This window comes from Pseudoalteromonas sp. SR43-3, from assembly GCF_014163875.1.
Classification (GTDB): Bacteria; Pseudomonadota; Gammaproteobacteria; order Enterobacterales; family Alteromonadaceae; genus Pseudoalteromonas; species Pseudoalteromonas distincta.
Window position 1 is genome coordinate 1 of the sequence record NZ_JACJEC010000005.1, and the last position, 22,537, is coordinate 22,537.

Annotated in this window: 19 protein-coding genes and 3 pseudogenes; 9 read left to right on the plus strand and 13 right to left on the minus strand. The window is 39.0% G+C overall.

Annotation, left to right across the window (positions count from 1 at the left end):
* A pseudogene (locus H5088_RS08005) lies at positions 1-194 on the plus strand (IS481 family transposase); the annotation flags it as partial.
* Between the two features lie 19 nt (positions 195-213).
* Here the strand turns inward: H5088_RS08005 and H5088_RS08010 are convergent.
* The 5 genes and pseudogenes from H5088_RS08010 to H5088_RS08035 form a co-directional block, all read right to left on the minus strand.
* Positions 214-516, minus strand: coding sequence for an H-NS family nucleoid-associated regulatory protein (locus H5088_RS08010; RefSeq protein WP_002958250.1), 303 nt, complete (start codon positions 514-516; stop codon positions 214-216).
* 193 nt (positions 517-709) lie between these two features.
* Positions 710-1,681 (minus strand): annotated as a pseudogene (locus tag H5088_RS20490) (IS4 family transposase).
* 397 nt (positions 1,682-2,078) lie between these two features.
* The gene (locus H5088_RS08025) at positions 2,079-2,774 is read right to left on the minus strand and encodes a 2OG-Fe(II) oxygenase family protein (protein ID WP_182752636.1); all 696 of its coding nucleotides are present in this window, start codon (positions 2,772-2,774) and stop codon (positions 2,079-2,081) included.
* A gap of 66 nt (positions 2,775-2,840) precedes the next feature.
* On the minus strand, positions 2,841-5,612 hold the full coding sequence (locus H5088_RS08030; RefSeq protein WP_182752637.1) for a TonB-dependent siderophore receptor: 2,772 nt from the start codon (positions 5,610-5,612) through the stop codon (positions 2,841-2,843).
* Between the two features lie 405 nt (positions 5,613-6,017).
* Positions 6,018-8,372, minus strand: a complete 2,355-nt coding sequence (locus tag H5088_RS08035; protein ID WP_182752638.1) for a DNA polymerase II — start codon at positions 8,370-8,372, stop codon at positions 6,018-6,020.
* A 60-nt stretch (positions 8,373-8,432) separates the two neighbouring features.
* On the opposite strand from H5088_RS08035, the gene dinG reads away from it, so the two are divergent.
* Genes dinG through H5088_RS08065 form a run of 6 tightly spaced genes read left to right on the plus strand, consistent with a single transcriptional unit; the run spans position 8,433 to position 13,270 of the window.
* The gene (dinG, locus tag H5088_RS08040) at positions 8,433-10,508 is read left to right on the plus strand and encodes an ATP-dependent DNA helicase DinG (RefSeq protein ID WP_182752639.1); all 2,076 of its coding nucleotides are present in this window, start codon (positions 8,433-8,435) and stop codon (positions 10,506-10,508) included.
* Positions 10,508-11,284 carry a TSUP family transporter gene (locus tag H5088_RS08045; protein ID WP_002958254.1) on the plus strand — a complete coding sequence of 259 codons (777 nt, stop codon included), beginning with the start codon at positions 10,508-10,510 and terminating at the stop codon, positions 11,282-11,284. The genes dinG and H5088_RS08045 overlap by 1 nt, the downstream gene beginning before the upstream one ends.
* Before the next feature lies 1 nt (position 11,285).
* A complete protein-coding gene (locus H5088_RS08050; RefSeq protein WP_182696020.1) occupies positions 11,286-11,894 on the plus strand; it encodes a primosomal replication protein in 609 nt (202 codons plus the stop codon).
* Positions 11,895-11,907: 13 nt separating this feature from the next.
* Positions 11,908-12,801, plus strand: a complete 894-nt coding sequence (locus tag H5088_RS08055) for a histone deacetylase (RefSeq protein ID WP_182752640.1) — start codon at positions 11,908-11,910, stop codon at positions 12,799-12,801.
* Positions 12,802-12,852: 51 nt separating this feature from the next.
* Positions 12,853-13,134, plus strand: coding sequence for a late competence development ComFB family protein (locus H5088_RS08060; RefSeq protein WP_002958257.1), 282 nt, complete (start codon positions 12,853-12,855; stop codon positions 13,132-13,134).
* Entirely contained in the window at positions 13,118-13,270 is a 153-nt protein-coding gene (locus H5088_RS08065; RefSeq protein ID WP_076914928.1) for a DUF2496 domain-containing protein, read from the plus strand. The genes H5088_RS08060 and H5088_RS08065 overlap by 17 nt, the downstream gene beginning before the upstream one ends.
* A 2-nt stretch (positions 13,271-13,272) precedes the next feature.
* Here the strand turns inward: H5088_RS08065 and H5088_RS08070 are convergent.
* Together H5088_RS08070 and H5088_RS08075 are read right to left on the minus strand one after the other, a co-directional pair.
* Positions 13,273-13,686, minus strand: a pseudogene (locus tag H5088_RS08070) (sel1 repeat family protein); the annotation flags it as partial.
* A 136-nt stretch (positions 13,687-13,822) separates the two neighbouring features.
* Positions 13,823-13,960 (minus strand): hypothetical protein, encoded by a 138-nt coding sequence (locus H5088_RS08075; RefSeq protein ID WP_002958262.1) that lies wholly within the window; start codon positions 13,958-13,960, stop codon positions 13,823-13,825.
* A 103-nt stretch (positions 13,961-14,063) separates the two neighbouring features.
* On the opposite strand from H5088_RS08075, the gene H5088_RS08080 reads away from it, so the two are divergent.
* Complete coding sequence (locus H5088_RS08080; protein WP_182752641.1) at positions 14,064-14,948, plus strand: DMT family transporter; 885 nt, start codon at positions 14,064-14,066, stop codon at positions 14,946-14,948.
* 30 nt (positions 14,949-14,978) lie between these two features.
* Here the strand turns inward: H5088_RS08080 and H5088_RS08085 are convergent, their stop codons facing one another.
* The 3 genes from H5088_RS08085 to H5088_RS08095 are packed head-to-tail and all read right to left on the minus strand — an operon-like array spanning position 14,979 to position 16,745.
* Complete coding sequence (locus H5088_RS08085; protein ID WP_182752642.1) at positions 14,979-15,491, minus strand: CC0125/CC1285 family lipoprotein; 513 nt, start codon at positions 15,489-15,491, stop codon at positions 14,979-14,981.
* Between the two features lie 25 nt (positions 15,492-15,516).
* Complete coding sequence (locus H5088_RS08090; RefSeq protein ID WP_182752643.1) at positions 15,517-16,257, minus strand: anti-sigma factor; 741 nt, start codon at positions 16,255-16,257, stop codon at positions 15,517-15,519.
* Positions 16,254-16,745: an RNA polymerase sigma factor gene (locus H5088_RS08095; RefSeq protein WP_182737156.1), complete on the minus strand. Its 492-nt coding sequence runs from the start codon at positions 16,743-16,745 to the stop codon at positions 16,254-16,256. The genes H5088_RS08090 and H5088_RS08095 overlap by 4 nt, the downstream gene beginning before the upstream one ends.
* A 139-nt stretch (positions 16,746-16,884) precedes the next feature.
* On the opposite strand from H5088_RS08095, the gene H5088_RS08100 reads away from it, so the two are divergent.
* Positions 16,885-18,231, plus strand: coding sequence for a S8 family serine peptidase (locus tag H5088_RS08100; protein WP_182752644.1), 1,347 nt, complete (start codon positions 16,885-16,887; stop codon positions 18,229-18,231).
* Here the strand turns inward: H5088_RS08100 and H5088_RS08105 are convergent.
* From H5088_RS08105 to H5088_RS08115, 3 genes are all read right to left on the minus strand, one after another.
* The gene (locus tag H5088_RS08105; RefSeq protein ID WP_182752645.1) at positions 18,215-19,168 is read right to left on the minus strand and encodes a surface lipoprotein assembly modifier; all 954 of its coding nucleotides are present in this window, start codon (positions 19,166-19,168) and stop codon (positions 18,215-18,217) included. The genes H5088_RS08100 and H5088_RS08105 overlap by 17 nt on opposite strands.
* Before the next feature lie 62 nt (positions 19,169-19,230).
* Positions 19,231-20,112: a hypothetical protein gene (locus tag H5088_RS08110; RefSeq protein ID WP_182752646.1), complete on the minus strand. Its 882-nt coding sequence runs from the start codon at positions 20,110-20,112 to the stop codon at positions 19,231-19,233.
* A 135-nt stretch (positions 20,113-20,247) separates the two neighbouring features.
* Positions 20,248-22,449, minus strand: coding sequence for an exonuclease domain-containing protein (locus H5088_RS08115; RefSeq protein ID WP_182752647.1), 2,202 nt, complete (start codon positions 22,447-22,449; stop codon positions 20,248-20,250).
* Between the last annotated feature and the right edge of the window lie 88 nt (positions 22,450-22,537).

Sequence of the window (22,537 nt, forward strand, 5' to 3'; positions counted from 1 at the left end):
CTGAGTGGCAGCATTACTACAATTGGCAACGCGCTCACGGCTCATTCAAAGGTAAAACTCCAATGGATGTTGTATGTGAACGGCTTGAAAAAACACCGCTTTGGGAAGACGTTCACGCTAACTACCAAACTGAAAATGAACGCATTCAGTTATCGAATTATCAGCGTGATCTTCAACTACGAAAAGTGAAATGATGTCTATGAATCACACACTTTAGGCTAAAAATTTCTCAAGCTCAACACCTTCAAACGCTTTAGGACGACGGCCACGGCCTGTCCATTCAATAGTCTCACCATTGAGTTCCATACGGTACTTAGGCTTAACTTTAGTACGCTTGTCAGATGCTCCATCTTGTAAATCTTCTAGCGTAAGTCCTTTTTCTTTTAAAAGATCCAAAACTTCCTGTTTCGCTTTTTGCTGCTGGGTATATTTTGAAATTGCATCATTGATAAGCTGTTGGGCTTTTTCAAGCTCTGTTAATGATGCTGTTTTAATAAAAGATCGGACTTCTTTCATTTATATCTCGCTAAATTTATTTGGTTAGATTTACTTAAATATTCCTACCTAGTATAAACCCAAGTATTTATTTTTACCATTACCTAATTAGAACCATTATTTAATAAAAACAATAATCTAAGCATTATATATGCATCCTTGAAAATCAACCTTCAGTTCAAAGCATTCCCAGCTTCCACTCATAGCTTAGTTCTTAAGGAACACAGACCGTGTGACTTCCTATCTTAAAACGGCAAATATCATTGTTTTTCTCAATGCTTTGCCTCTTACAATTTACCGCTAGTAGCTCAAATACACGATGTATCTTATGGCTGCACCGTGTTTGTTCTATGCAATCCAGAATATCATCCAACCAAAGATAACTGCACTTACTCGCTCTAAATGTCGAGATCGCACACTTAAACATACCCGCTGCACTATGGCAGATAAAACGCTTGATAAGTGTTTGCAGTATGCTCAGCCAAACCAATGATTCGGCAATATGAGGATCTCGTGTGATGAACCCTTTAAGGTTATTCCATGACTTTAGTTCTTTGAAAAACAACTCAATTTGCCAACGAGTTGCATATATATCGAGTAGCTCGTCAAAGCTAAACTGTGCCTCTTTTAAATTAGTAACAAGGAAAACGGGGTGCTTTTCATTCGGTAAATAGATAAGCCTGTACTCGGGCCCATTTTTCTTCCAACGTACTGTTAATTCAAGTGGTTGGCTTGCGAATTTATCGATTTACGTTTTGATTTTAATGTTCTTTTATTTAAGTTCTATACCCGCGCAATAAGCTGATGTAACGATTGGGTTAATGTTTTTATTTGCTCTGATCAAAAAATATCCGCCATCTTGAGCTACTTGCTCAAAGTAATCTAAGTCAAAATACCCAGCATCAGCAAGTAATAACGTACCTTCAAGTGTGTGGCTACCTGGTAAAAAGGCGCGCTCAGTTTCAACATCAGGACGAATATCTATTTCGCAGGGTTGTTCATTAAATAGGTCATAGGTAACGTGCAACTCAATTGCGGCAGGACTTACAGCAGTAAAACGACCAGCAAAAACCTGCGCTAATTCATCATGTAGAGCAAATGAAGAACCATTTTGCAATAACACTCGCTGTATTCCTCGCTGGGTAAAAAAGGTTTTATCCAGCGTGTTTACAGTCAATTTAGACATCGCTTGAATAACGAGCTCACGGACAAGCTCAGTCAAGGCTGGTTTTCGAATTTGATTATGAAAGGGTTTATAACTTATCGTGCAATCAGCCTACGTTCGCAAGTTTTGATGGATATCTGACAAGTTAGCGTCTTGCAGGCAAGATAAGCTTTTAAATACGGCTTTGAGCAGAGAAACGATCGACAGGCAACAGTGTCGAACTTGAAATCCAGAGGTTTTTGCAAGCTCAATGAGGTGTTTTTCTGAGATAAGGGCTTTTAATTGGTTTGAAACTTGGTTAATCTGCATGTGAACTCTGTTTTTAGCCATGTTTTTATTGGCGTAACTATTTGATCATTAACAGAGTTCAACTTCAAGTTTTCTTAAGATCCAACCTATGAGCATCGCTTAAATAATATTATTTTAAGTTAAACCAGCCAGTAATTGAGTATCTTGCAGCACGAGCAAATGGAGTTACATAAGAAACAGAATGTGGTAATTGCACATCAAAAAGGGATAAAACATTCCTTTTGGGCATAAACGTCTCTGTCAGCTTTCCATCCATTTCATAAAAATGTAACAAACCACCCCAGTCTGGGTGCCACTGTGGTGTAAAACCAAAAACAAAAGCGATTGCTCTTTGCTTTGTAGGGAGTACATCATTATGTCGTGTCAAAAAATTTCCTGGTACATAGCGTGTTAATTGCACACTTGCACTTTTTAAACCCTTTACACCTGTAACATCACTAATCAATTTTAAAACTTCTTGGCCATTAAGATAATTAAATAGCTCCTTTAGTAACTCATCTTTTTCATTCTGAGTTATTTCATATCGCCCATAAAAAAAGCCAACCCCTTTACTCGCATTTTCATAAATAGTCTGCTGAAGCGCTCTCATTTTATTGGGAGACATATTTTTTAATTCATCATCTGATGATTGAATGTATTGGCCATTTAAAGAATATGCATTCAAATAAGGAATATTGTGTTTTAATTTTTCTGTAATTTTAGAAAAACCATCAAACTCTAAAACACTATCAACCATAATTCTCTTATTTTTAGAGTATTCCCTATGTAAATTAACTACATCAATATTTTTATTTAGTTGAATCATAAATATTCCAAAAATAAAAAAGCCACTAAAAAGTGGCTTTTGAATAAAATTTAAGTTTCTAAGTTATTAGAACTTAATTGTAGCTCGTACATATACAAAGCGATCCATATTAACGTCGTACTCTGTAACAGAGAAGTTATTAGTCGAGATTGCAAAGTCATTGTTAATGTATTCAGGAGAAGGTTCTTTCGCGAATAAGTTCTCAATGCCTACACTAATTTTAGTGTTGTAAGCGGCTAAAGCATAGCCTACAGATACGTCATGTACAAAGTAAGAACCAATGTAATCAGCCATACCTGGGTAATTTTCTGCGCCGAAAGCTACGTCATAGTAGTTTTGCATGCGGTCAACATAACGCGTTTGCCAATGCGCATCAAAGTCACCTTGAGACCAGTCTAGAGCAAATGTGCCTTTATATTCAGGATAACCAGCATCACCATACTGTACGCCTACTTGATCTTCGCCATCGAACTCGTTAGTCATTACATAAGACAAATCAAGAGATGTTCTGAAGCTACCGTACTCAGTATCAAACTTGTATGCAGTATAAAAATCTATACCTTCAACATTGTAGGTACCTGAATTTTGTAGGAAGTTACGTAAATCAACGATATTACCGTTAGCATCACGGTCAATGTAATCACATGAAGCAGCATTACTTCCTGAAGTACACTCGTTTAATATACGGTTAGATCCGTAACGACCAATTGAGTTTTCAACTTCGATATCGTAGTAATCGATTGTGAATTCTAAACCATCAACATAGCTTGGGTTATAAACAATACCAAACGTTTTAGATTCTGATTCTTCTGGTTGTAAATCTGGAGAAGAAACACGAGTTTCACGGATCTGCGTATTAGCTTGCGTGTAACCATTTGGTACGCCAGCACAACCAGGTAGGCTTGGAACAACACCTTCCACAGAGTTACACGGGTCTGTTAATGTAGGGTATGCATCTGCATTACCTGCATATAAGTCAGAGATTGAAGGAGCTCGGTAACCTTCAGCCCAAGTACCACGAAGAAGTAAATCATCCATTGGACGGTATTCAACACCAACTTTAGCTGTAGAGTTACTACCATATGCGCTGTGGTCAGAGAATCTAATTGCTGGTGCAATAGTTAAACCATCAAATACTGGAATTGAAAGTTCTACATAAGCTTCATCTAAGCGGAAACCACCTGAAGTTGCATCACGTTGGTTACCTGAAGTTTCACCGCTTTGAGTTAGTGGATCAGGCGTATCGTAACCTGACTCTTCACGACGTTCAAAGCCAACGGCCATACCTACAACACCTGCAGGTAACTCAAATGCATCACCAGCAAAGTTTACTGTGTAATCTTTAAGTTCTAAACCTTCACGAGAAACACTGTCAAATGTTACAAAATCAACCATATCTTGTGTAATTGATCCAGCACCACCAAATAGGTTAAGTGGTACACAAGAAGTAGATGCATTACAGTTGTCACCTAATGCTTGGTTTATACGAGTAAGGTTAAGTAGACCTGTTGTTAAAACGTCTTGGCTATTCTTACCATAAATGTAAGAAGCATCCCAAACCCAAGATGTATCACCAATACCGCCCTCTAAACCAACCATTGCACGGTAAGTTGTATCATTTTGTCTGTAAATACGGTTACCCGCTTCTACAAAACGACGTTGACCAGCAAATGGGATATAACCTTCTACACCTGAGCGAGAAGCATCACCATACAGTGTTTCACCAAATGGGTTGTAGATATTATTTTCGTGGATGTCTACTCGGCTAGCTGCTGCACCAAAAGATGCACCAATTGTTAATGGCATCGCTGCAAGTAGCTGTGAAGATTTACGGTTAGTCATCATGAAATCTGATACGAAACGAACGTCATCACTTAAGTCATAAAAAGCTTGAACATAAAAACTGTTACGCTCTTGTGGCGTTGCAAGGTAGTTTTCAGGCGCGTAGTTGTAAACATCACCAGCTCGGTCACGGAATGAATCTAAACCTACAGCTGAACCTGCACCATTAGGAACTAAATCAAAACCAGCGTTTGACTTACCAGCGTTGTTTTCAGTGTAACCTTGAGCAAGTAAGCTATCACGAAGATCAGGGCTGATTGCACTTGAAGTAAGACGTAAACGGCCTTTTTCAGTTGTAGAGCTGTTACCCATAGAAGAAATATCGCGATCACCTGCCCAAATTTCTTGTTGAGTTACATGGCTAGCATTAAACATTAAGCCACCGCGGTCTGAAGTAGTACCAACAGTGATGTCTGCAGAATACTGGCGACCATCGTTGTACTTTAAGTTTTCACCGCCGTATACAGAAACCTCAACACCTTCAAAATCTTTACGAGTGATGATATTTACAACACCAGCAATAGCATCAGAACCGTAGATAGCAGAAGCACCGTCTTTAACAACTTCAACACGTTCAATCGCTGACGATGGGATTGTGTTTAAATCAACTGTAGAACCTAAAGATGAAACCCAGCGCTTACCATTTACTAATACAAGAAGACGTTGTGCGCCTAAGTTACGTAAATCCATGTTTGTTGCGCCAGTACCACCGTTATTAAAGGCAGTATTAAGTGCAGCACCCGCAGCTGGAATTTGTTGAAGAATGTCACCGATGCTTAATTGACCACTAACATTTAAATCATCACGGCTAAGAACTAAAACCGGGCTAGCACTTTCTAAATCAGTACGTTTAATACGTGAGCCTGTAACTTGAATACGTTCTACTTTTTCTACGCCTTCTTCAGCAGCGATTGTACTTGCTGAAAATGCAGCTGTTGATGCTGCACCAAAAGCAATCGCTAAGCGAACAGCTTTTGTTACTTGATTATTTAACATTTGATTCTCCCAAGAATACATTTTATTAATTATAATTTTCAATCTAACGTGATGGCAAAGTGTTACCAAACGCTACAATTGTGTGATGAATGATAATACCAGTGAAACAACAACGTCAACAATCAATTAACCTTAAACCCTTTTAAATTACAAAAAAAACTTAGACACACAATTAAATATCAATCAGTTAGAAAAACACAAAGACATAACCAACTGTTTTAAAAGCAGAAAAAAAACAAGTAAAAAGGTTCAATTTAAATTACATAAAACAAGTAATTATTAACAAAATAACATGAGTGAATCATAAATTTTAACAAAAAAAGAGAAAAACACTTCATCCCACATCAAAGTAGGTTAAATTTCATACAAAAATATGACTATTTAAATACGAAAACTGTAAAGTAATTATAAAAATGAAAGTTGAGCCCCTTGACATTCAATTTCTTTTAAATTCAAGGCATCAAGTACCATTTGAGCGATAGGTGTTAGCTGTTTTTGTATGTAAACCGAATAATTTAAGTTATTTGAACCATTGTATAATTGCGCCCCATCATCAGAATAAACATATTCAATAATTTGACCCCGTTTAATTTCAAAATCAGGATTACTAGCTTTATACTTTTTAATCGCTTGCACTTGGGGAGGAACATTTTTTACGTAATCATTTAGATTTTGTCCTAACTTTTTACGATATATTAACTTTTCATCGAATTCACCTGCGAACAATCTTTTGGTGTAGTCACTTATAATCTCGTGAAGTTGTTTTATTTCAAACTTTTCATTAAATAAAGTTTTGAATAACTCTTTTTGAAACTCTTGTGCAAATTCGGTCCAATCGCTGCGTACGGTTTCCATTCCTTTAAATATAAGTTCAGGTATCCCATTTTTTATAATTTGTCCTACGTAACGTTTTTTTGAACCCGTTTTTTTACCTCTTATTGTTGGCATAAAGAATGGGCTATAGTGGGTTTCAAACTCTATTTCTAAATAACTAGTAAGCCCAAAGCAGTCTTTAATATCGCAGCTCCATTTATTATTAATATAGGTCGTTAAATCTTTGCCTATTTGATTGCAACTCAGAGCACTTAGCTGATCGTCAGCTTTTACAAAAATAGAATCTGTATCGCCATAAATTACTTCGTAACCTAACTTTTCAATCCACTTACGGGTTGTTTGCATAATTTCATGCCCACGTAATGTTATTGAACTCGATAATCTTGGATCATAAAATCGACACCCTTTAGAGCCAAGTACGCCGTATAAGCTGTTCATTATTATTTTTATAGCTTGCGATAACATTGGCTGATTTGTGTCTTTTGCCCTTTGCCGTGTATGTGTTAAATGCTTAATTAACGACGGTAAGTGGTGTTCATTTCGTGAGAAAACGGCTTCGTTAAACCCTTCAATTGCATTCTCAGGTGAATCTAATCCTTTAATGAGCCCAAGAGGGTCAATACAAAAAGTTCGCATGATTGAGGGATATAGGCTTTTAAAATCTAAAACAAGTATATTTTTATAAAGCCCAGGCACTGACTCCATTACATACCCACCAGGGCTTTCAAAAGATAAACCGTGATCACCTAAATTTGGTGCTACATAGCCGCTGCGATGCAATAAGGGTAAATACAAATTAGTAAATGCAGCAACCGAGCCGCCCATTCGCTCAAGCTCAAGACCGGTTAACTGAGTCCTCACTATTGCAAATTCAAAGAGTTGTAACTCTGCAAAAATCCTCTTAACGAGTATACAATCTTGTCGGTTATAAGCTGCTAAGTTGAGCTTATCTTCATTAAATTGACGAACAATTTCACTTAAACGATTATCTGCCTGAATTAGTTTAGATTCACCAAGGACTTTATAAGAAATATTCGCAAGCGAATAGTTATCAAAGTGATAAGTGGCATTTTTTAAGGTATCAATGCCATCTATAACGCTTCGCCCAGGTAAGGTGAGGCGAGTGTAATGCCCTGTTTTTATATTTAAAGGCTGCTGATCTCGGCCAAAATTAAGCGTTACCCCTAGTGCCTCTGCCCGAGAGTTTAACACTGTAAAATCAAATTCAATGACATTCCAACCCACAATAATGTCAGGATCATTATTATTGATATACTGCTGTAGCTTTTGTAGTAGATTAATCTCGTCAAAGCACCAATCAATATTAAATGGCTGATTATGCTGTTGAGGCTCACCAATCATTAATACAGTATCAAGGCCATTTCCTACCAGCCCAACCGAAAACAATACGCCCTCACCATTACACTCAATATCTAATGAAAGCGATTTCAGCGTGGGTGTATATTCAGGGCTCGCTTTTAATTTAGCATTGCTAATTAAAATAAAGCCGTTTTTTTGAGATACTTCACCCGTAACCCATACACCACCTTTAATAAAACGTTCCATTAAAAAACGATCGCTGTGGCGTATATCCGCTTCGTATATACTTATGTGCTTTTCAAGTAATGTGCGTGCTTTGTAAAGGTTACTTACATCATTAAAATAACAGCCTATGCACACAACACCACTAAAATGGCGCATTTCTACCGTTTTAAAATTAACACTTATATTTTCTTTATTTAGTATGCTTTGTGCAAAATAGTGTTCATCTTGTGGGATAAAAAAAACAGCTTGCTGGTTTTCAATTAGTACTTTAATTGGGCCATTGTCAGATACGAGCCAGTAGCAAAGCGTGATCCCACGCTTACTCTTAGACGAGTATTGTTGCCTTGATAAAATAAAGCCCTGATAGATTGCTTGTGTCAATGTACGATCCCACTTAATATATACACTGTAATTATATACATACTTTAGGTAAATCATCCCATGCTTTCTGACTCACTAAAAAAAACAATTAGGCAAGTACACCAGCATGTGGCTAATAACCTAACTGATTACCGCCCGCGAAGTAGCCAAAACTACCTCGTTGCCGAAATAGCAAAAACACTCGCAGGCGACTATCACAAAAAACAACGTATATGCGTTATTGAAGCAGGCACCGGTACCGGTAAGTCTCTTGCTTATTGTTTAGGCGCATTGCCTCTTGCCTTAGCGCAAAAAAAGAAGCTCGTTATTTCTACCGCAACCGTTGCACTGCAAGAACAATTAATAGCGAAAGAACTCCCATTTTTTAAAAAGCATTCAGGCCTCGACTTTAAATTTGATTTGGTAAAAGGTCGCCATCGTTATATTTGTGCCCACAAATTACATAATGCTGTAAACGGCGATAGCCAAACACAAATGGACTTTATGCCAACGCTTACTTCACCACTGAGCACAATGGAAACCAAGTGTTTGAATGAGCTATATAACGCCTATGTAAATAAAAAATGGCAAGGCGATAGAGACAGCTGGGCCGATACTGTACCCGATAGAGTGTGGAACTTAATAGCCTGCGATAAACATTCATGCCAACGCCAAATGAAGGCCCATCAAACGTGTCCGTTTCAGCTTGCTCGTAATCAATTAATGCAAATGGATGTGCTGGTAATTAACCACTCTTTATTACTTGCCGATTTAGACCTAGGCGGTGGTAAAATTTTACCAGAGCCCGACAACACCATTTATGTAATTGATGAAGCGCACCATTTAGCACATATAACACGCGATTTTTCATCAGCTGCTGCCACAATTAAAGGCACGATAGAATGGCTTGATAAGCTCACCAAGTTTAGCGGGAAAATGGCGAAGGTTTTAGTGGGGCAAAGAGCTATTGGGCAAAACTTTAAACTTTGCGACAGTATTAATGACGCAAATAAAGACTTAAAAGTAGTTCGCGATATTCTTGATAATGCTGACTTTGAATATTCGAAAGACGATACTTATCGCTTTGAGCACGGTGAAATTCCACAATCGCTGCACAGTAAAGCAAAAGACATAAGCGAAGCCACGCAAGATGCGCTGCGCTGTTTAAACAAAATGCACGACACCCTTACCCAAGATGTAAGCGACGGCGACATAAAACCTTACGTTGCCGACCCAATACTAGGCGAAAGCGGCCAATACATAAACCGCTTAGAGCAACTAAACAAACTATGGTTTAGTTACGCAAAAAAAGGCGAAGGTGCTCCCCATGCACGGTGGATAAAACGTCTTGAATATAAAAGCCATCACGACCACTTATTAAGCGACTGCCCTATCGAGGTCGGTTATTACCTAAAAGATAAATTGTGGCGAGAATGCGCGGGCGCTGTTTTGTGCTCTGCGACATTAAGTGCACTGGGCTCGTTTGATCACTTTGCTTACGAAACAGGACTTGCTAAAGAAGAAGGCGTTAAATTTATTAAAGTACCTTCTCCTTTTGATTACCCAAAACAAGCCACTTTACGTATTCCGGTATCTAAAGTAGAACCTACCGATAAAGACTTTAGTGATCACCTAGCTAAAACTTTACCAGAGTACCTAAATGATAAAAAAGCGAACCTTGTACTATTCGCTTCTTACTGGCAAATGGACCACGTAACAAAGTTTCTTAGAACAAAAGGTTTTAACTTATTAGTACAAGGTGAGATGTCGCGAGAAGCATTGCTTAAATTACACACTAAAAATGTAGACGAAGGCAAAGGCAGTATTTTATTTGGAACCCAGAGCCTTTCGGAAGGTCTTGATTTACCAGGTAAATATTTAGAGAACCTAATAATTACTAAAATTCCGTTTGCTGTACCTACTTCGCCAATAGAAGAAGCGCAAGCAGAATTTGTACAAAGCAAAGGTGGTAACCCGTTTTTAACGATTACCGTGCCAGATGCCGCAAAGAAATTGGTACAAAGCTGTGGTAGACTGCTGCGAAAAGAGAGTGATGAAGGCTGTATTACTATTCTCGATAGACGCTTAGTTACTAAGCGATACGGTAAAGCCATGCTCGACACCCTACCACCTTTTAAAAGACAAATAGATTATTAATGTTTGAACTCGCACTCGATCCAACAACCTGGGCTGTTTTATGTGCTGTTGCACTTGCCGCAGGTTTTATAGACGCTATCGCCGGTGGCGGTGGCATGTTAACTGTACCCGCTTTATTAACTGCTGGCTTACCTCCACATTTAACATTAGGCACCAATAAATTAGCGGCTAGCTTTGGCTCGTTAACGGCAAGCTATACATACTATAAAAAGAACTTATTTAGTCCTAAGTTTTGGGCAGCCTCCATTATTGCTACCGCAATAGGTGCATTGATAGGTACTGTTATTGTTGATCATTTAAGTATCGATTTTTTAAACAAACTACTCCCCATTATTATTATTTTAGTTGCTGGCTATAGCTTATTTGGTAATTTAAGCACCACCGAAGGCGATGAACTTCCTAAACTAAACAAAGCGATGAAAATAAAACAATGGCTACAAGGTTTAGCATTAGGCTTTTTTGATGGTTTAGCAGGCCCAGGTACGGGTACATTTTGGACTGCTTCTAATGGCATGCTTTACAAAATGAACCTGCTACTCAACTGTGGTTTAGCGCGTTCAATGAATTTTGTGTCTAACTTTATATCTTTAATTACCTTTGTTGCACTCGGCCATGTAAACTTTTTACTTGGCATAACAATGGGCTTTTTTATTATGCTAGGCGCATGGTTTGGGGCGCATTCAGCAATACGTTTTGGTAGCAAATTTATTCGCCCAGTATTTAATACTATGGTTATACTTTTAGCATTAAAACTAATTTACGAGGCTTACTTTTAATATGCATTCAATGGCTTTAGATAAACTACGCCAACAAGTTGCAACGCTAAAACAACAAGCTGAGCAATTTGATAAAGCTAAACTTTTTTCTAAAAATCGTTACATGCAAGCACAACCTAGCTTGTTTGACCGCGCAGTTTTTAGTACCAAAAGCATGAACCTAGCCGATTACGTAATAGAAATAGAAGACGAAGTTTCAAGGTTACCGCCAAGCGAGCATCGCCATGCTTATACCTACGCGCTTGAACGTATTGCAGCTCAAATACAAGCTGTATTCAATGTTATTAAATCAACGCCTATTTGGGTTAAAGAAAACAAAAGCCATTATAAACCACGCCCTAAGCAAACCGTTTATAAGCAAGCTGTGCAAAAAATAATGCAATCATCCCATGAGCTTTACGACGAATTAAAACAAAACCATGAGTTTGAACGCCGTTTAGTGCTCATGATTGAAGAGCGAAAAATGCAAATGGATAAAGCCTCGCCTGCTAAAGCACAAAAGCTTAACCTTGAAATATTAAGCACACACGCTCGATTAGGCCGCTGCAGAAAAGCAATTTCTGCCACCGAAGATAAAATTCAACAAGTAGAAAAACAGCAGCTGCGTTAAGGCGCACTTTACTATGCAGCTTTATTATCATCCATTGTATTCAGACCTTATACTCCCAGAACGTCATCGATTCCCTATTCAAAAGTATAAGTTACTTAAAACAGAAATAGAAAACCTAGGTGTTTCGGCTATTCACTTTCAAGAGCCTAAAAAAGCAACCAAATCTCAACTTTCGCTATGTCATAGCCAACGTTATATAGATGACTTTTTAAATGGGACTCTTAGCAATAAAGCCATAAAAAAAATGGGCTTTCCTTATTCAAATGAATTGGTAGAGCGCACATTACTATCAGTTGGGGCAAGCATCCAAAGTAGTGAACACGCGCTAAAACATGGTTTTTCGGCTAATTTAAGTGGTGGCTATCATCATGCATACAGTGATAACGGCAGCGGTTTTTGTATTTTTAACGATCTAGCTATTGCAGCAGCACATTTAATAAATACAGAGAAAGCCGACACTGTTTTAATTTTTGATTGCGACGTACACCAAGGCGATGGCACAGCACAAATCACTCAAAACCATGACCAAATTATTACCTGCTCAATTCATTGTGAACAAAATTTTCCTCGTAATAAGCAAGAGTCCACCTACGATTTTGCATTGCCCGCTAAAACAACCGACGTTGAGTACCTTGCTACATTAGAGCAAGCACTCGATTTTTGCGTGCGTATTCATAACCCCGATATTATTTTGTATAATGCAGGTGCTGATATTTACACAAAAGACGAGTTAGGCTTGTTTGATGTATCTCTCAATGGCGTATATGAGCGCGACTTGTTTGTTCTCAACTTCTGTAAGCAACATCAAATCCCACTAATGTGCGCTTTAGGTGGCGGTTATCAGCGTAATTTGAGTTCACTAATTAATGTTCATAAACAACTATTTAAAGCCGCTATCGATTTATAGTAAGCCTTAGTATAGACTCAGTTAAACGGATTATTTTAAAGCGGTGGGAATATGCGATTACACGAAGACATACACAACTATTACGAAAAGATTGTAGTCGAGGAAGTTATCAAACTTAAACTTGATGAAAAATATGATGAAGATGTAATGGCTGACTTTTGTTGTACGGTACTAAATCAGCTCCCGCCACGATATATTCGCTACGATGTAGATATGGCGTTTTATTTACCGCAATCAGAACGCATACATATGGAACAACGTGTACAAACAGCAATAAATGTTGCCATTAGCCAAATATCAAAAAAGAAAGAGTTAAATGACAAGTCCACTTGATCAAGCCCCTACACATATGAAACTTGCAGTAGATTTAATTATGATACTAGAGCAACACGATGTTGCTCCAGAAGAAGTACTTAAAGCACTTGAAATAGTTAAAAGCGACTTTGAAAAGAAGCTAGAAAAGTCATAACTCTATTCTATTATTTGTATGTCGTGCTCGGTAACGCTACCTTCGTGCTTAGTGCAATCAATTTTAACTTCACCAAATGTACGCCTAGGCGAAGCTGAACGCCGACAGGTCATATTTTGTGCTTTAACGCCAAATTGCGTTATATAAAACGCCACTGTTTGGTCTATTTGTTGTTTTTGCTGCGTAGTCGCTGCACTGTAAAATGCATCGTATTGCGCAGACCAATTTTCAACCCCCGCTTCTTTTGCAACGCCTAGCCAGCCCATTCCGAGTTTAGTAGATTGCTCCAAGTATTGGCCTTTTAAAAACATGAATGCCAACGTGTATTGTGCATTTTTATAGCCAAGTACTGCCGGCTCTTTTAAATCATAAATAGCTTGCTCGTACAGCCCCTTTTTATAAGCTTTATACCAATTCGCTTAATTAAGTAATCTATTTTGAGGATGGAGAAACTTGTTGATAGCTAGGCAAAAAATTCGCTATTTACTTGTTCTAAATGAAAATTTTTTAACGCAGGTAGCGACACGTTTAGCCCCGCAAAATGATTAAGTATTATTGCGGATTGGTATTAATACCATTGTATTCTTTTTTCTTCATTGTATTGTCGCTGTATAGGCTAACAGGGGTCGACCCACACCCACCTAATAAACCTACAGCCAAAATTGCTGCAACCGATATACATTTAGCCATAACTAGTCCTTTATTATTTTTTATATGCGAGTACCGAATCTGGCTTACACTCTTTGCAAAGCCTGCTATTGTGTAACCCAATTTGTATAATTAAAATACTATCATGAGCTTAGCTAGTTTACTTCGGTTATTTTTTCTGGCTGCAATTTGGGGCGCGTCATTTTTATTTATGCGAATGGCAGCTAACAGCTTAGGCCCAGCGGTGTTAATAGAATTTAGAGTTGGCTTTGCCGCACTAACCCTCTTTATTGTGGCGCTGTACTTAAAGCGCCGCTTAGCGTTTACTGTGCACACAAAGCACTTTTTTATAATTGGCGCGTTTAATTCTGCTTTGCCGTTTTTATTTTTTGCTTACGCAGCCCAAACTATCAGCGCATCCACACTCTCAATTTTAAATTCTACAACACCAATATGGGGTGTTGTTGTTGGAATTTTATGGACAAAAACAAAGCCTAATAAAAGTATGGTGATTGGTTTACTGCTGGGTTTAATTGGCGTAGCTATTTTGGTTGGGCAAAATCATTTTGTGTTAAATAACCAATCAATTCTGGCCATAGTAGCAGCATTAAGCGCATCACTTTGCTATGCCATTGCATCGTATTACACTAAAAACGCGCCTAAACTGCCCCCATTCGATAACGCCCATGGCTCAATGTGGGCTTCAACCTTTATGGTATTGCCCCTTATTTTATTTATGCCAATGCGTGAAGTTCCAAGCACCAACGTTATGCTTGGTGTACTCGTATTAGGAGTAATGTGTACCGCACTTGCTTATATTTTATTTTTTAAATTAATCGACGATATAGGCCCTACCTCAGCGTTAACAGTCACGTTTTTAATTCCGCTATTTGGCATTTTTTGGGGGCATTTAATTTTAGATGAACAAATTGGGCCAAATACGTTACTCGGCGCATTATTTGTAATTATAGGTACGATGCTGGTTACTGGTTTTTTACCACGAAAAAAGCACTTAGCTAAAACAAGCTAAGTGCTTATATCAAGCGCTTTTACCAAACGCTTACTTTTGTGCTTTTTTGCTTAAGTTTTCAATTAAGTCTTGGGCGCTAAAACTGTTGTCGCTTGGCTTTATACCTTTGCCCATTTTAATATCAATTAAGGTGTGCACTTCTTTGCGTTTATCATTGTTACTTACCTGTACGGCTACGCTGCTTGTTGGGCGAGCGCGTGTTTCGCAGGTTAATAAACCACAGCTTCGCTCATATTGCTGGCTTTGTGATGCACTAATAGATGACGCGGGAGCTTGCGATTTAGACTCAACAAAGGTTTCTTTGTTGGTTACAACAAACCAATCGTAGCCTTGTGCTTGGGTAAGCTCAGCCGCGCGTAATAATGCATAGTCACCGGCATCGGCTACATTATTTGATACGCTTTTAAACTCTACTCGGTATTGATCGTCGCTAATTTTTTGCTCGCTGTAACCTTGTGAGCCATTATTTGCGGCGCGATAATCAGGTTTAGATGCACAGCCCGCCATAAGTAAAATACTGATAATTAAAATAGATGTTTTCATAGTTCACCTCGTTTTATACACATTATTATTTGTTTAACTGCCACTTTGCGCTAATTGCTTGCTGCTCTTGCGCTCTATCGAGTGGTGCGCCGCTGATCATGCTATCTATAACAGCATCTAAGTCACTGTTATTAGACGCCGTTTGATATTGCGCGCCATTGTTACTTTGCTGCACGGCTGTTTGCGCTTTAATTTGCCAACCGCTTTGCGTTTTACAAGCAATGCTTGTTTGCGTTGTATTATTTGAGCTTAGTGCATACTGCCTACAAAGCTCACCTTGCTGATTTTTAAAACTTAGCTGTGCGCTAAATACTGAGCCATCACTTTGCTCAAACACACCACTACTTAGCTGTGTATTAAGTGCTGTGGCTATGTTACTGGCTACTAAATTTTGCGACTCATTGGGTTGTAAATAGCTCGTCATTGCAACACCAAATACCACGGCAACGCTTGCAGCTATTGCTAAACTTTTATTAGCCGATTGCTTAACCTTTTGCCAAGGCGTTAAGGTTACTACATTACTGTTTAACGTGTTTTTTGTCGTTGCTGTATCAAGCTTTACAACCGTTTTAGCTAATGAGTCACTAAGTGGTGCGTCGTCAATACTTGCTGCGTGCTCTTTTACTCGCATGTCTACTTCGCTTAGCTCTGCAAGTCGCATTACTAGCTCATCATCGGTTTCAAGGGCTTTACGCACTTGCTCCATTTCGTGCTCGCTTAGTTCTGAGTCTAAAAAGGCGCTAAGTGTTTCGTCGTTAATGTTCATACTTGCTCCTTTTTAAAGTCGGGTTTTATTAAATTATAAAGTGTACTGCGTGCGCGCGATAATTTACTCATTACACTGCCTATAGGTATATCGAGTGTATGTGCTACCTCTTTATAAGCCATGCCCTGCACTGCCACCAGCGATACTATGGCGCGTTGCTCTTCGGGTAATTGCCCAAGTGCTGTATTTACATTTTTAAGCATTTGTTTATTTTCGAGTGTTTGGTGTTCATTGCTTGTAATTGGCTCTGGTAAAATATCGGCCTGAGCCGTATTTTGCCTTACCTTGCGTGAGCGGTATTCGTCTATCCACACATTACGGCAAATTTTAAATGCCCATTTAGCAGGCTCAACGTCATCCGGAATGCCTTTTACTAATAGTTTTTCAATTGTTATTTGCACTACATCGTCTGCATCTGCTTTACTACCCGTTAGCGAATAGGCAAAACGCCTAAGTATGGGCAATAAGGTTTTTATAGTTTCGTTCATTAATTTTTACCCCTTTTATAAAGAAGACGATTCAAAAAAACATTTATTCCCAAATAATCAAAATAATTTAAATAATGAAATATTTCTATGTGTTAAACGTTAACTAACCAGTATGATAAATTTAATAGAGTAACCTACTATGAATATTAAAAACACACGCGTTAAACACATAATAACCGCTTCGCTTTGTATATTTAGCGCAACGAGCTCTGCCAATATAGTAAGAGTCGATCAGGTGCTTGGGCAGCTAAACCCAATAGAGCAGCGTATTGAGCAAACTATAGAGCGAGCACAGCGCCTGCCGCTTCCGGTGCCTGTTCCACAAATATCGATTGATGAACTAAAAGCGCAAATTAGTGAGCCAATTAGCAGCTTACCCAATGTGCTTAACATTAATATAAATAGCCAAAACACCGCATTTGTTGAAGTAGAGCTAGAAAACGGCTTTAGAGCAATAGAGCGCCAATGGTTATTAATGGCAAATAGCCAACAACTTAATACCCTAAAGCAGCAAAATGTAACCATTGTATCGGTAAAAAATTACAACGCACTTAACATGAGCTTAGTGCGCTTTAACGTGCCCCAAGGTGTTAACTCTAAAAGTGAGTTATTAAAAGCACTTAACTTAGATGAGTCTGCAATACTTGACCGAAACCACATTTATCAAGCGCAAACAGGCGAGCCTAGCGTGAAAGTAACACCAAATAAGCCTGTTGCTCCTTACTGCACACAAAGCGTAAAAATTGGCATGATCGACAGCGCAATTAATACCAAACACAACGCTTTTAAAGGCGCAAATATCACCACGCAAAGCTTTTTACCTAAAGGGTTAAGCTCGCCAAATTTACACGGCACCGCCATAGCGGGGTTAATTACAGGTAAAGGAGCAATGCTCAGCCCGCTTTTAAGCAGTGCCAAGCTTTACAGTGCCGAGGTGTTTTATAGGCAATCTGAATATGCACAAGGGGCTACATTATTTGCCATAGTAGAGGCACTTAACTGGCTAGTTAGTAATAAAATCCCCGTAATAAATATGAGCCTAACAGGGCCAAATAACGCAATTTTAGAAGCAAGTATTACTGCAGCAATAAAACAAAACGTATTAATTGTAGCTGCTGCGGGTAACCAAGGGCCGGCGTCGCAGCCGTTATACCCAGGCGCGTATAAAAGCGTGATAGCGGTAAGTGCTATTGATTCAAAAAACCACATTTATAGATGGTCAAATAAAGGCGATTACATAGACTTTGCAGCCCTTGGTGTAAATGTTGTTACAAGCCAAGGCAATGGAAAATTTGGGAGGGAGTCGGGTACGTCAATGGCGGCGCCGCATGTAAGCGCGGCATTAAGTTGTTTATTGTTAAAGCATGGGAATAATAAAACCAAAGCACTTAACGAGCTTACATCGCTGGTCGTCGATTTAGGCGAGCAAGGCAAAGACACCACCTTTGGTTATGGCGCCATTTACCCACCTAAAAGTGCACTTTAACTGACGCCGATAAAATCGATTGCGTATAGGTATTACTACTAAGCTTTGATTGATAATCGCCATATTCAGCCTCGGCTATGAGTGTTACGTGCTCAAACACAGCTAGGTTATAAAACGCATTAACTACATTTCGGTGCTCATCTCGCGACGGTATTTGCTCAAAAAAATCATCCGTTGTTTGCTCATCGTAATCTTTATTTTGATAACGCCAGCCAGCCCCTACTTTGTTAGCCACATTAAAGGCCGTAAATTTGTGCGTAACTTTAGTAGTAAAGCCGTAGCCGTTAAAGTCGTATTGGTTGTCGTCGGCGTTTTCTTTATCAGCACTTAGCGTTGCCATTAGCATGGTTTGGCCATTATTTATAAAATGATAAAGCGCTACATCGGCACCTACACCATCGGCATTACGTGCTTTTGCAGTAGCAAAACGTTTAGCTTTGGTTTTTATGCTCATACGCAAATACGTATGTGGGTTTAAAAAGTGGCCATAGTAAGCACTAGCTTGATTAAAATGTAAAAATGTTTCGCCATCTACATTTGCTTTTGCGCCATCGTAACGAACCCCTAGCTCATGGGTATTAAAGCTGTAGCTGCCATCTAAACCATATTGATGAAGGTCTAAATCGTATTGATCAAATTCATCGTAGTCTTGTTGTTCAAACCGATAGCTTGAGGTTAATTTGGCGCCTTTGGTTAATTGCCATTTTGCATTAACACCGGCTGCGGTTTTTATGCCACTGTCGCTTTGTGACGAAATATCGTCAAGCTCCTGAACAGAGAGCGCTGAATTGCTCAATACCCCAACTTCTGCATCTGCATTTAGCTCAAAGCTACTTTTAAAGGGTTTATTTTGCTCAGGTGTTTTAACGTGGTTGGTTTGTGCAAGCACCGCTTGGGCACTAAAAACACACAATGTGGCGGTTATAACTGCTTTCATATTTATTCTCCAACAGGCCGAATAGGTTCCCCTATTCGGCATTTGTGCAAACACGCGGCGTATTAAAGGCCTAGGTCTAAGTCGTTAGTAATGTTGGTTACTACTTCACTTGCGGTGCTAAGTGCTACATCGTTACTAATTTGATCAGTAACCGCTGCACTCACCTGCCCGCTAACACTTTGTTGTACCGTGCTTTGTAAACTGCTAACCGTACTATCTTGCACACTGGCAATTAAAGATTGCTGAACACTACTTACAATTTCATTACTGGTATTAATTGCATCACCTAACTGCAGTGCAGAACTCACTGAGTTTGCAGCCGTATTAGTAATTGCTAATTGGTTTGTAAGCTCACCCGCATTAAGCGCACTCGCTGCATCAGCTTGTGTTACTGAATCGGTTGCGCTACTCACATTTGAAAGTAAAGAGGCATCTGTTGGTGTATCAGTAGTATCAGGCTGAGTGCCTTGTTCAGAGGTAACAGAAAGTAATGACGATTGGCTCACTGCAGTCGTTAAATTACCCGCCGATGAGGTTAACTGCGTTGTTGCATCGAGCGCTGTATTGGCTGAGGTATTGCCTGTGGCATTTAAAGACGATGCCGATGCATTCAATGAGTTATTTAAAGATGAGCTGGCAGATGCAACTAATGAATTTACAGGCTCTGCGGCCTCACTGCTTTCTTGCGCTGAAGTTTGCGTGTTATTCGCCGTTGAATCTGTGTTTTGCGAGTCATCTGCCGTTACTTGTGTATTGCTAGATGCGTTTGTGTCATTGCTACCACTGGCTGTTAAACCATTTTGTGAAAGCGCAATAGATGTAGATGTTTGTTGCTGCGCCGACGTTGACTGAGATATTTCAATATCAGCGGCGTGCACTGCACCTGTAAAAGTACACACACCGCTTAACATCATTACGCTTACAATTTTATTTAATTTAGTCATTGTTTTGTCCTCTAGTTTGTCGGATTGACATAAAGAAGACGATTTACAAAAACACTTTATTCCAAAATAAATTAAAAAATTACAATAAAATCACTTATTAACTAAATTTCAAATACTTAAAGGTAAGCCAATACCCTACGGCGTTTGCGTTTCACTATTTTGTATCAGCAATAACAGCTCGGCAGTGGCGGTTGCGTCGGCCAATGCGCGGTGATGGCTGGTTAAATTTAAATCAAAATGCGCACTAAGGTTACCAAGCGAATACGACTTTAAGCCTTTAAACGCTTTGCGCGATTCAACCACGGTGCACATTTTTGGCATTTTAAAAAAGTGCCCTGCCATCTCGCACTCTTTTTTAATAAAGCCGTAGTCAAAATTAACGTTATGGGCTACAAAAATACTGCCTGCGAGTATATCTAATAGCGGCTTAACTATATTGGCAAATACAGGCGCGTTGTAAACCATACTGTCGCTAATACCGGTTAATGACGTAATAAAGCCAGGTATATGGCGCTCGGGGTTAACTAAGCTTGTCCAAGTATCAATTACTTTACCGTGCTGCACTTTAACAATGCCAATTTCGGTAATTCGGTTGCCGCCTTTTAAGCCACCCGTGGTTTCTATATCAACTACGCTGTAAACACGGTTTGGGTCTACAAACCACTTAACTGCAGCAATGTGTACTGTAAAGCCCACATTTTTTAAATTATCAATAGTTGTAAGTTGGTTGCGCCTAAGCTTATCGCCAGGGGCTTTTACTTCTTCAAAATGTACTTGGCCATTATTAATAACCATTAAGTCGGGGTAGCCGTCTTTTAGCTGTAAATAATGTTTACTCATAGCCGTTAAATGAGTAATTAATGCCTCAAGTGGGCTGTTTAAAATAAGCGCTTCTAGTGGCTCTAATAAATTGCTGCGCCATCTAAATAATCCATTGGGCTGATCAAAATATTGCGCTGCATTTTTGCATACTAAATTAAGTAATGCTTGCGACGTTTGGCACTGAGCTAAGCGCTCGTTTATCTGTGTTTGCTGCGCTTCATAAAAATTACCAAGCCTTAATACTTGCGGATAAATATCAAACTCATTGCATGGCGGATAAGGCGACTCCACAAATAACTCGTGCCAAAATACTAAACCAAACAAACTTTGCCAAAGCGTGTTTTCGGTATTAAATACAGCCATACCTTCGCGAGTATAATGATCGTTTACGCCCTGCTCTACTTCACCTCGGTACAGTTCATCTATTTCTAGCACGCACTGAGTGTCGGCAAGCATGGCACTTAAACGCGAACGTGTTTTTTTATTAAACTTACGCATTAAAAAATCGTCAGCAAAATAAAGTAAATCATCAGTAAGTGGGTTTTCGATAATGGCTTCTAATCGAGCTTTTACCCACTCTTTATTGCCAAGCCTGTATTGCTCTCTTATTTGAATTTCTTGTGCTTCGCTATCATCCACGCACCCTTCAAGTAAACTAAAAGCAAGTTCGCTATCAACTGTTTTTAGCTGCCTATAAAGCCTAACTAATAGTTTGTTTTTTAATACAACGGCAATTGCACCATGTGCAGCTTGCACTAAAACCTGCGACGCTAAAGCAACATAGTCGCTCTCATCTGTAATATTTTTAAATGCTAACCGGTAACGGTTTAATAAATAGTTTGATTGCGCTTCGTCAAGTGTTTCAAAACGCGACAAGCTCTCGCTGTGTCCTTCGCGCGTAGCGGTTAAGCCTAAGTCTCGCATTACAAAACGGTTTTGATGATTCACATCTCCACTGCTTAGTTTACCTGCAAATAAAAACTCAAAATACTCGTAGTAATCACTGCGGTTATTAATTACATACTGGCTATAAAGTGGCGCAAGCTCTTGTGGGCGTGCTTTAAAAAACTCACGCGCAATATCCACCAGCGCGCCTTTAGCGGCACTCTTTTTAAAACTTATTTGCTCACTGTAATTACTTAGCAACTCAACCAAAGAAGGCTTAGTTAAGTGCGCTAAAAGCTGCGAATAATGCTGCTCGTTTGGCTCAAATAAAATACCGGCTTTTTTTAGCGTATAAATAGCCTGATGCGGCGAGGTTATTTCTTCATAATTAAGCGATTGCGCCTGCACTAAATAAGGCTTTCGCGAGTACACACGCGCCAACATGCATTGGCTTTGCTCATCTAGCTGGTTAATTTTACTAATAAATTCGCTGTGTTTGGGCTCAAGTAAATGCATACATTTACTAGTTACAAACTCAATAAGCTCTCTAAAATGCGCTAAATAGTATTTTGCTGGTAATTCTTTTTTCATAATATCGCCATAACTGTATATAAAAACAGTATCTAGCATTTGTGCTTATTATTCAATCTTAAACTTGTAACTAAAACACGCTATAGTGAGCTTATTAAAGCAAATTCATTAAAAATAAAGGACTTAC

Excerpts from the sequence above, each read along its gene's own strand:
- H5088_RS08010 (WP_002958250.1), bottom strand. The coding sequence starts at position 516 with ATGAAAGAAGTCCGATCTTTTATTAAAACAGCATCATTAACAGAGCTT.
- H5088_RS08025 (WP_182752636.1), bottom strand. The coding sequence starts at position 2,774 with ATGATTCAACTAAATAAAAATATTGATGTAGTTAATTTACATAGGGAA.
- H5088_RS08030 (WP_182752637.1), bottom strand. The coding sequence starts at position 5,612 with ATGTTAAATAATCAAGTAACAAAAGCTGTTCGCTTAGCGATTGCTTTT.
- dinG (WP_182752639.1), top strand. The coding sequence starts at position 8,433 with ATGCTTTCTGACTCACTAAAAAAAACAATTAGGCAAGTACACCAGCAT.
- H5088_RS08045 (WP_002958254.1), top strand. The coding sequence starts at position 10,508 with ATGTTTGAACTCGCACTCGATCCAACAACCTGGGCTGTTTTATGTGCT.
- H5088_RS08050 (WP_182696020.1), top strand. The coding sequence starts at position 11,286 with ATGCATTCAATGGCTTTAGATAAACTACGCCAACAAGTTGCAACGCTA.
- H5088_RS08055 (WP_182752640.1), top strand. The coding sequence starts at position 11,908 with ATGCAGCTTTATTATCATCCATTGTATTCAGACCTTATACTCCCAGAA.
- H5088_RS08060 (WP_002958257.1), top strand. The coding sequence starts at position 12,853 with ATGCGATTACACGAAGACATACACAACTATTACGAAAAGATTGTAGTC.
- H5088_RS08065 (WP_076914928.1), top strand. The coding sequence starts at position 13,118 with ATGACAAGTCCACTTGATCAAGCCCCTACACATATGAAACTTGCAGTA.
- H5088_RS08075 (WP_002958262.1), bottom strand. The coding sequence starts at position 13,960 with ATGGCTAAATGTATATCGGTTGCAGCAATTTTGGCTGTAGGTTTATTA.
- H5088_RS08080 (WP_182752641.1), top strand. The coding sequence starts at position 14,064 with ATGAGCTTAGCTAGTTTACTTCGGTTATTTTTTCTGGCTGCAATTTGG.
- H5088_RS08085 (WP_182752642.1), bottom strand. The coding sequence starts at position 15,491 with ATGAAAACATCTATTTTAATTATCAGTATTTTACTTATGGCGGGCTGT.
- H5088_RS08090 (WP_182752643.1), bottom strand. The coding sequence starts at position 16,257 with ATGAACATTAACGACGAAACACTTAGCGCCTTTTTAGACTCAGAACTA.
- H5088_RS08095 (WP_182737156.1), bottom strand. The coding sequence starts at position 16,745 with ATGAACGAAACTATAAAAACCTTATTGCCCATACTTAGGCGTTTTGCC.
- H5088_RS08100 (WP_182752644.1), top strand. The coding sequence starts at position 16,885 with ATGAATATTAAAAACACACGCGTTAAACACATAATAACCGCTTCGCTT.
- H5088_RS08105 (WP_182752645.1), bottom strand. The coding sequence starts at position 19,168 with ATGAAAGCAGTTATAACCGCCACATTGTGTGTTTTTAGTGCCCAAGCG.
- H5088_RS08110 (WP_182752646.1), bottom strand. The coding sequence starts at position 20,112 with ATGACTAAATTAAATAAAATTGTAAGCGTAATGATGTTAAGCGGTGTG.
- H5088_RS08115 (WP_182752647.1), bottom strand. The coding sequence starts at position 22,449 with ATGCTAGATACTGTTTTTATATACAGTTATGGCGATATTATGAAAAAA.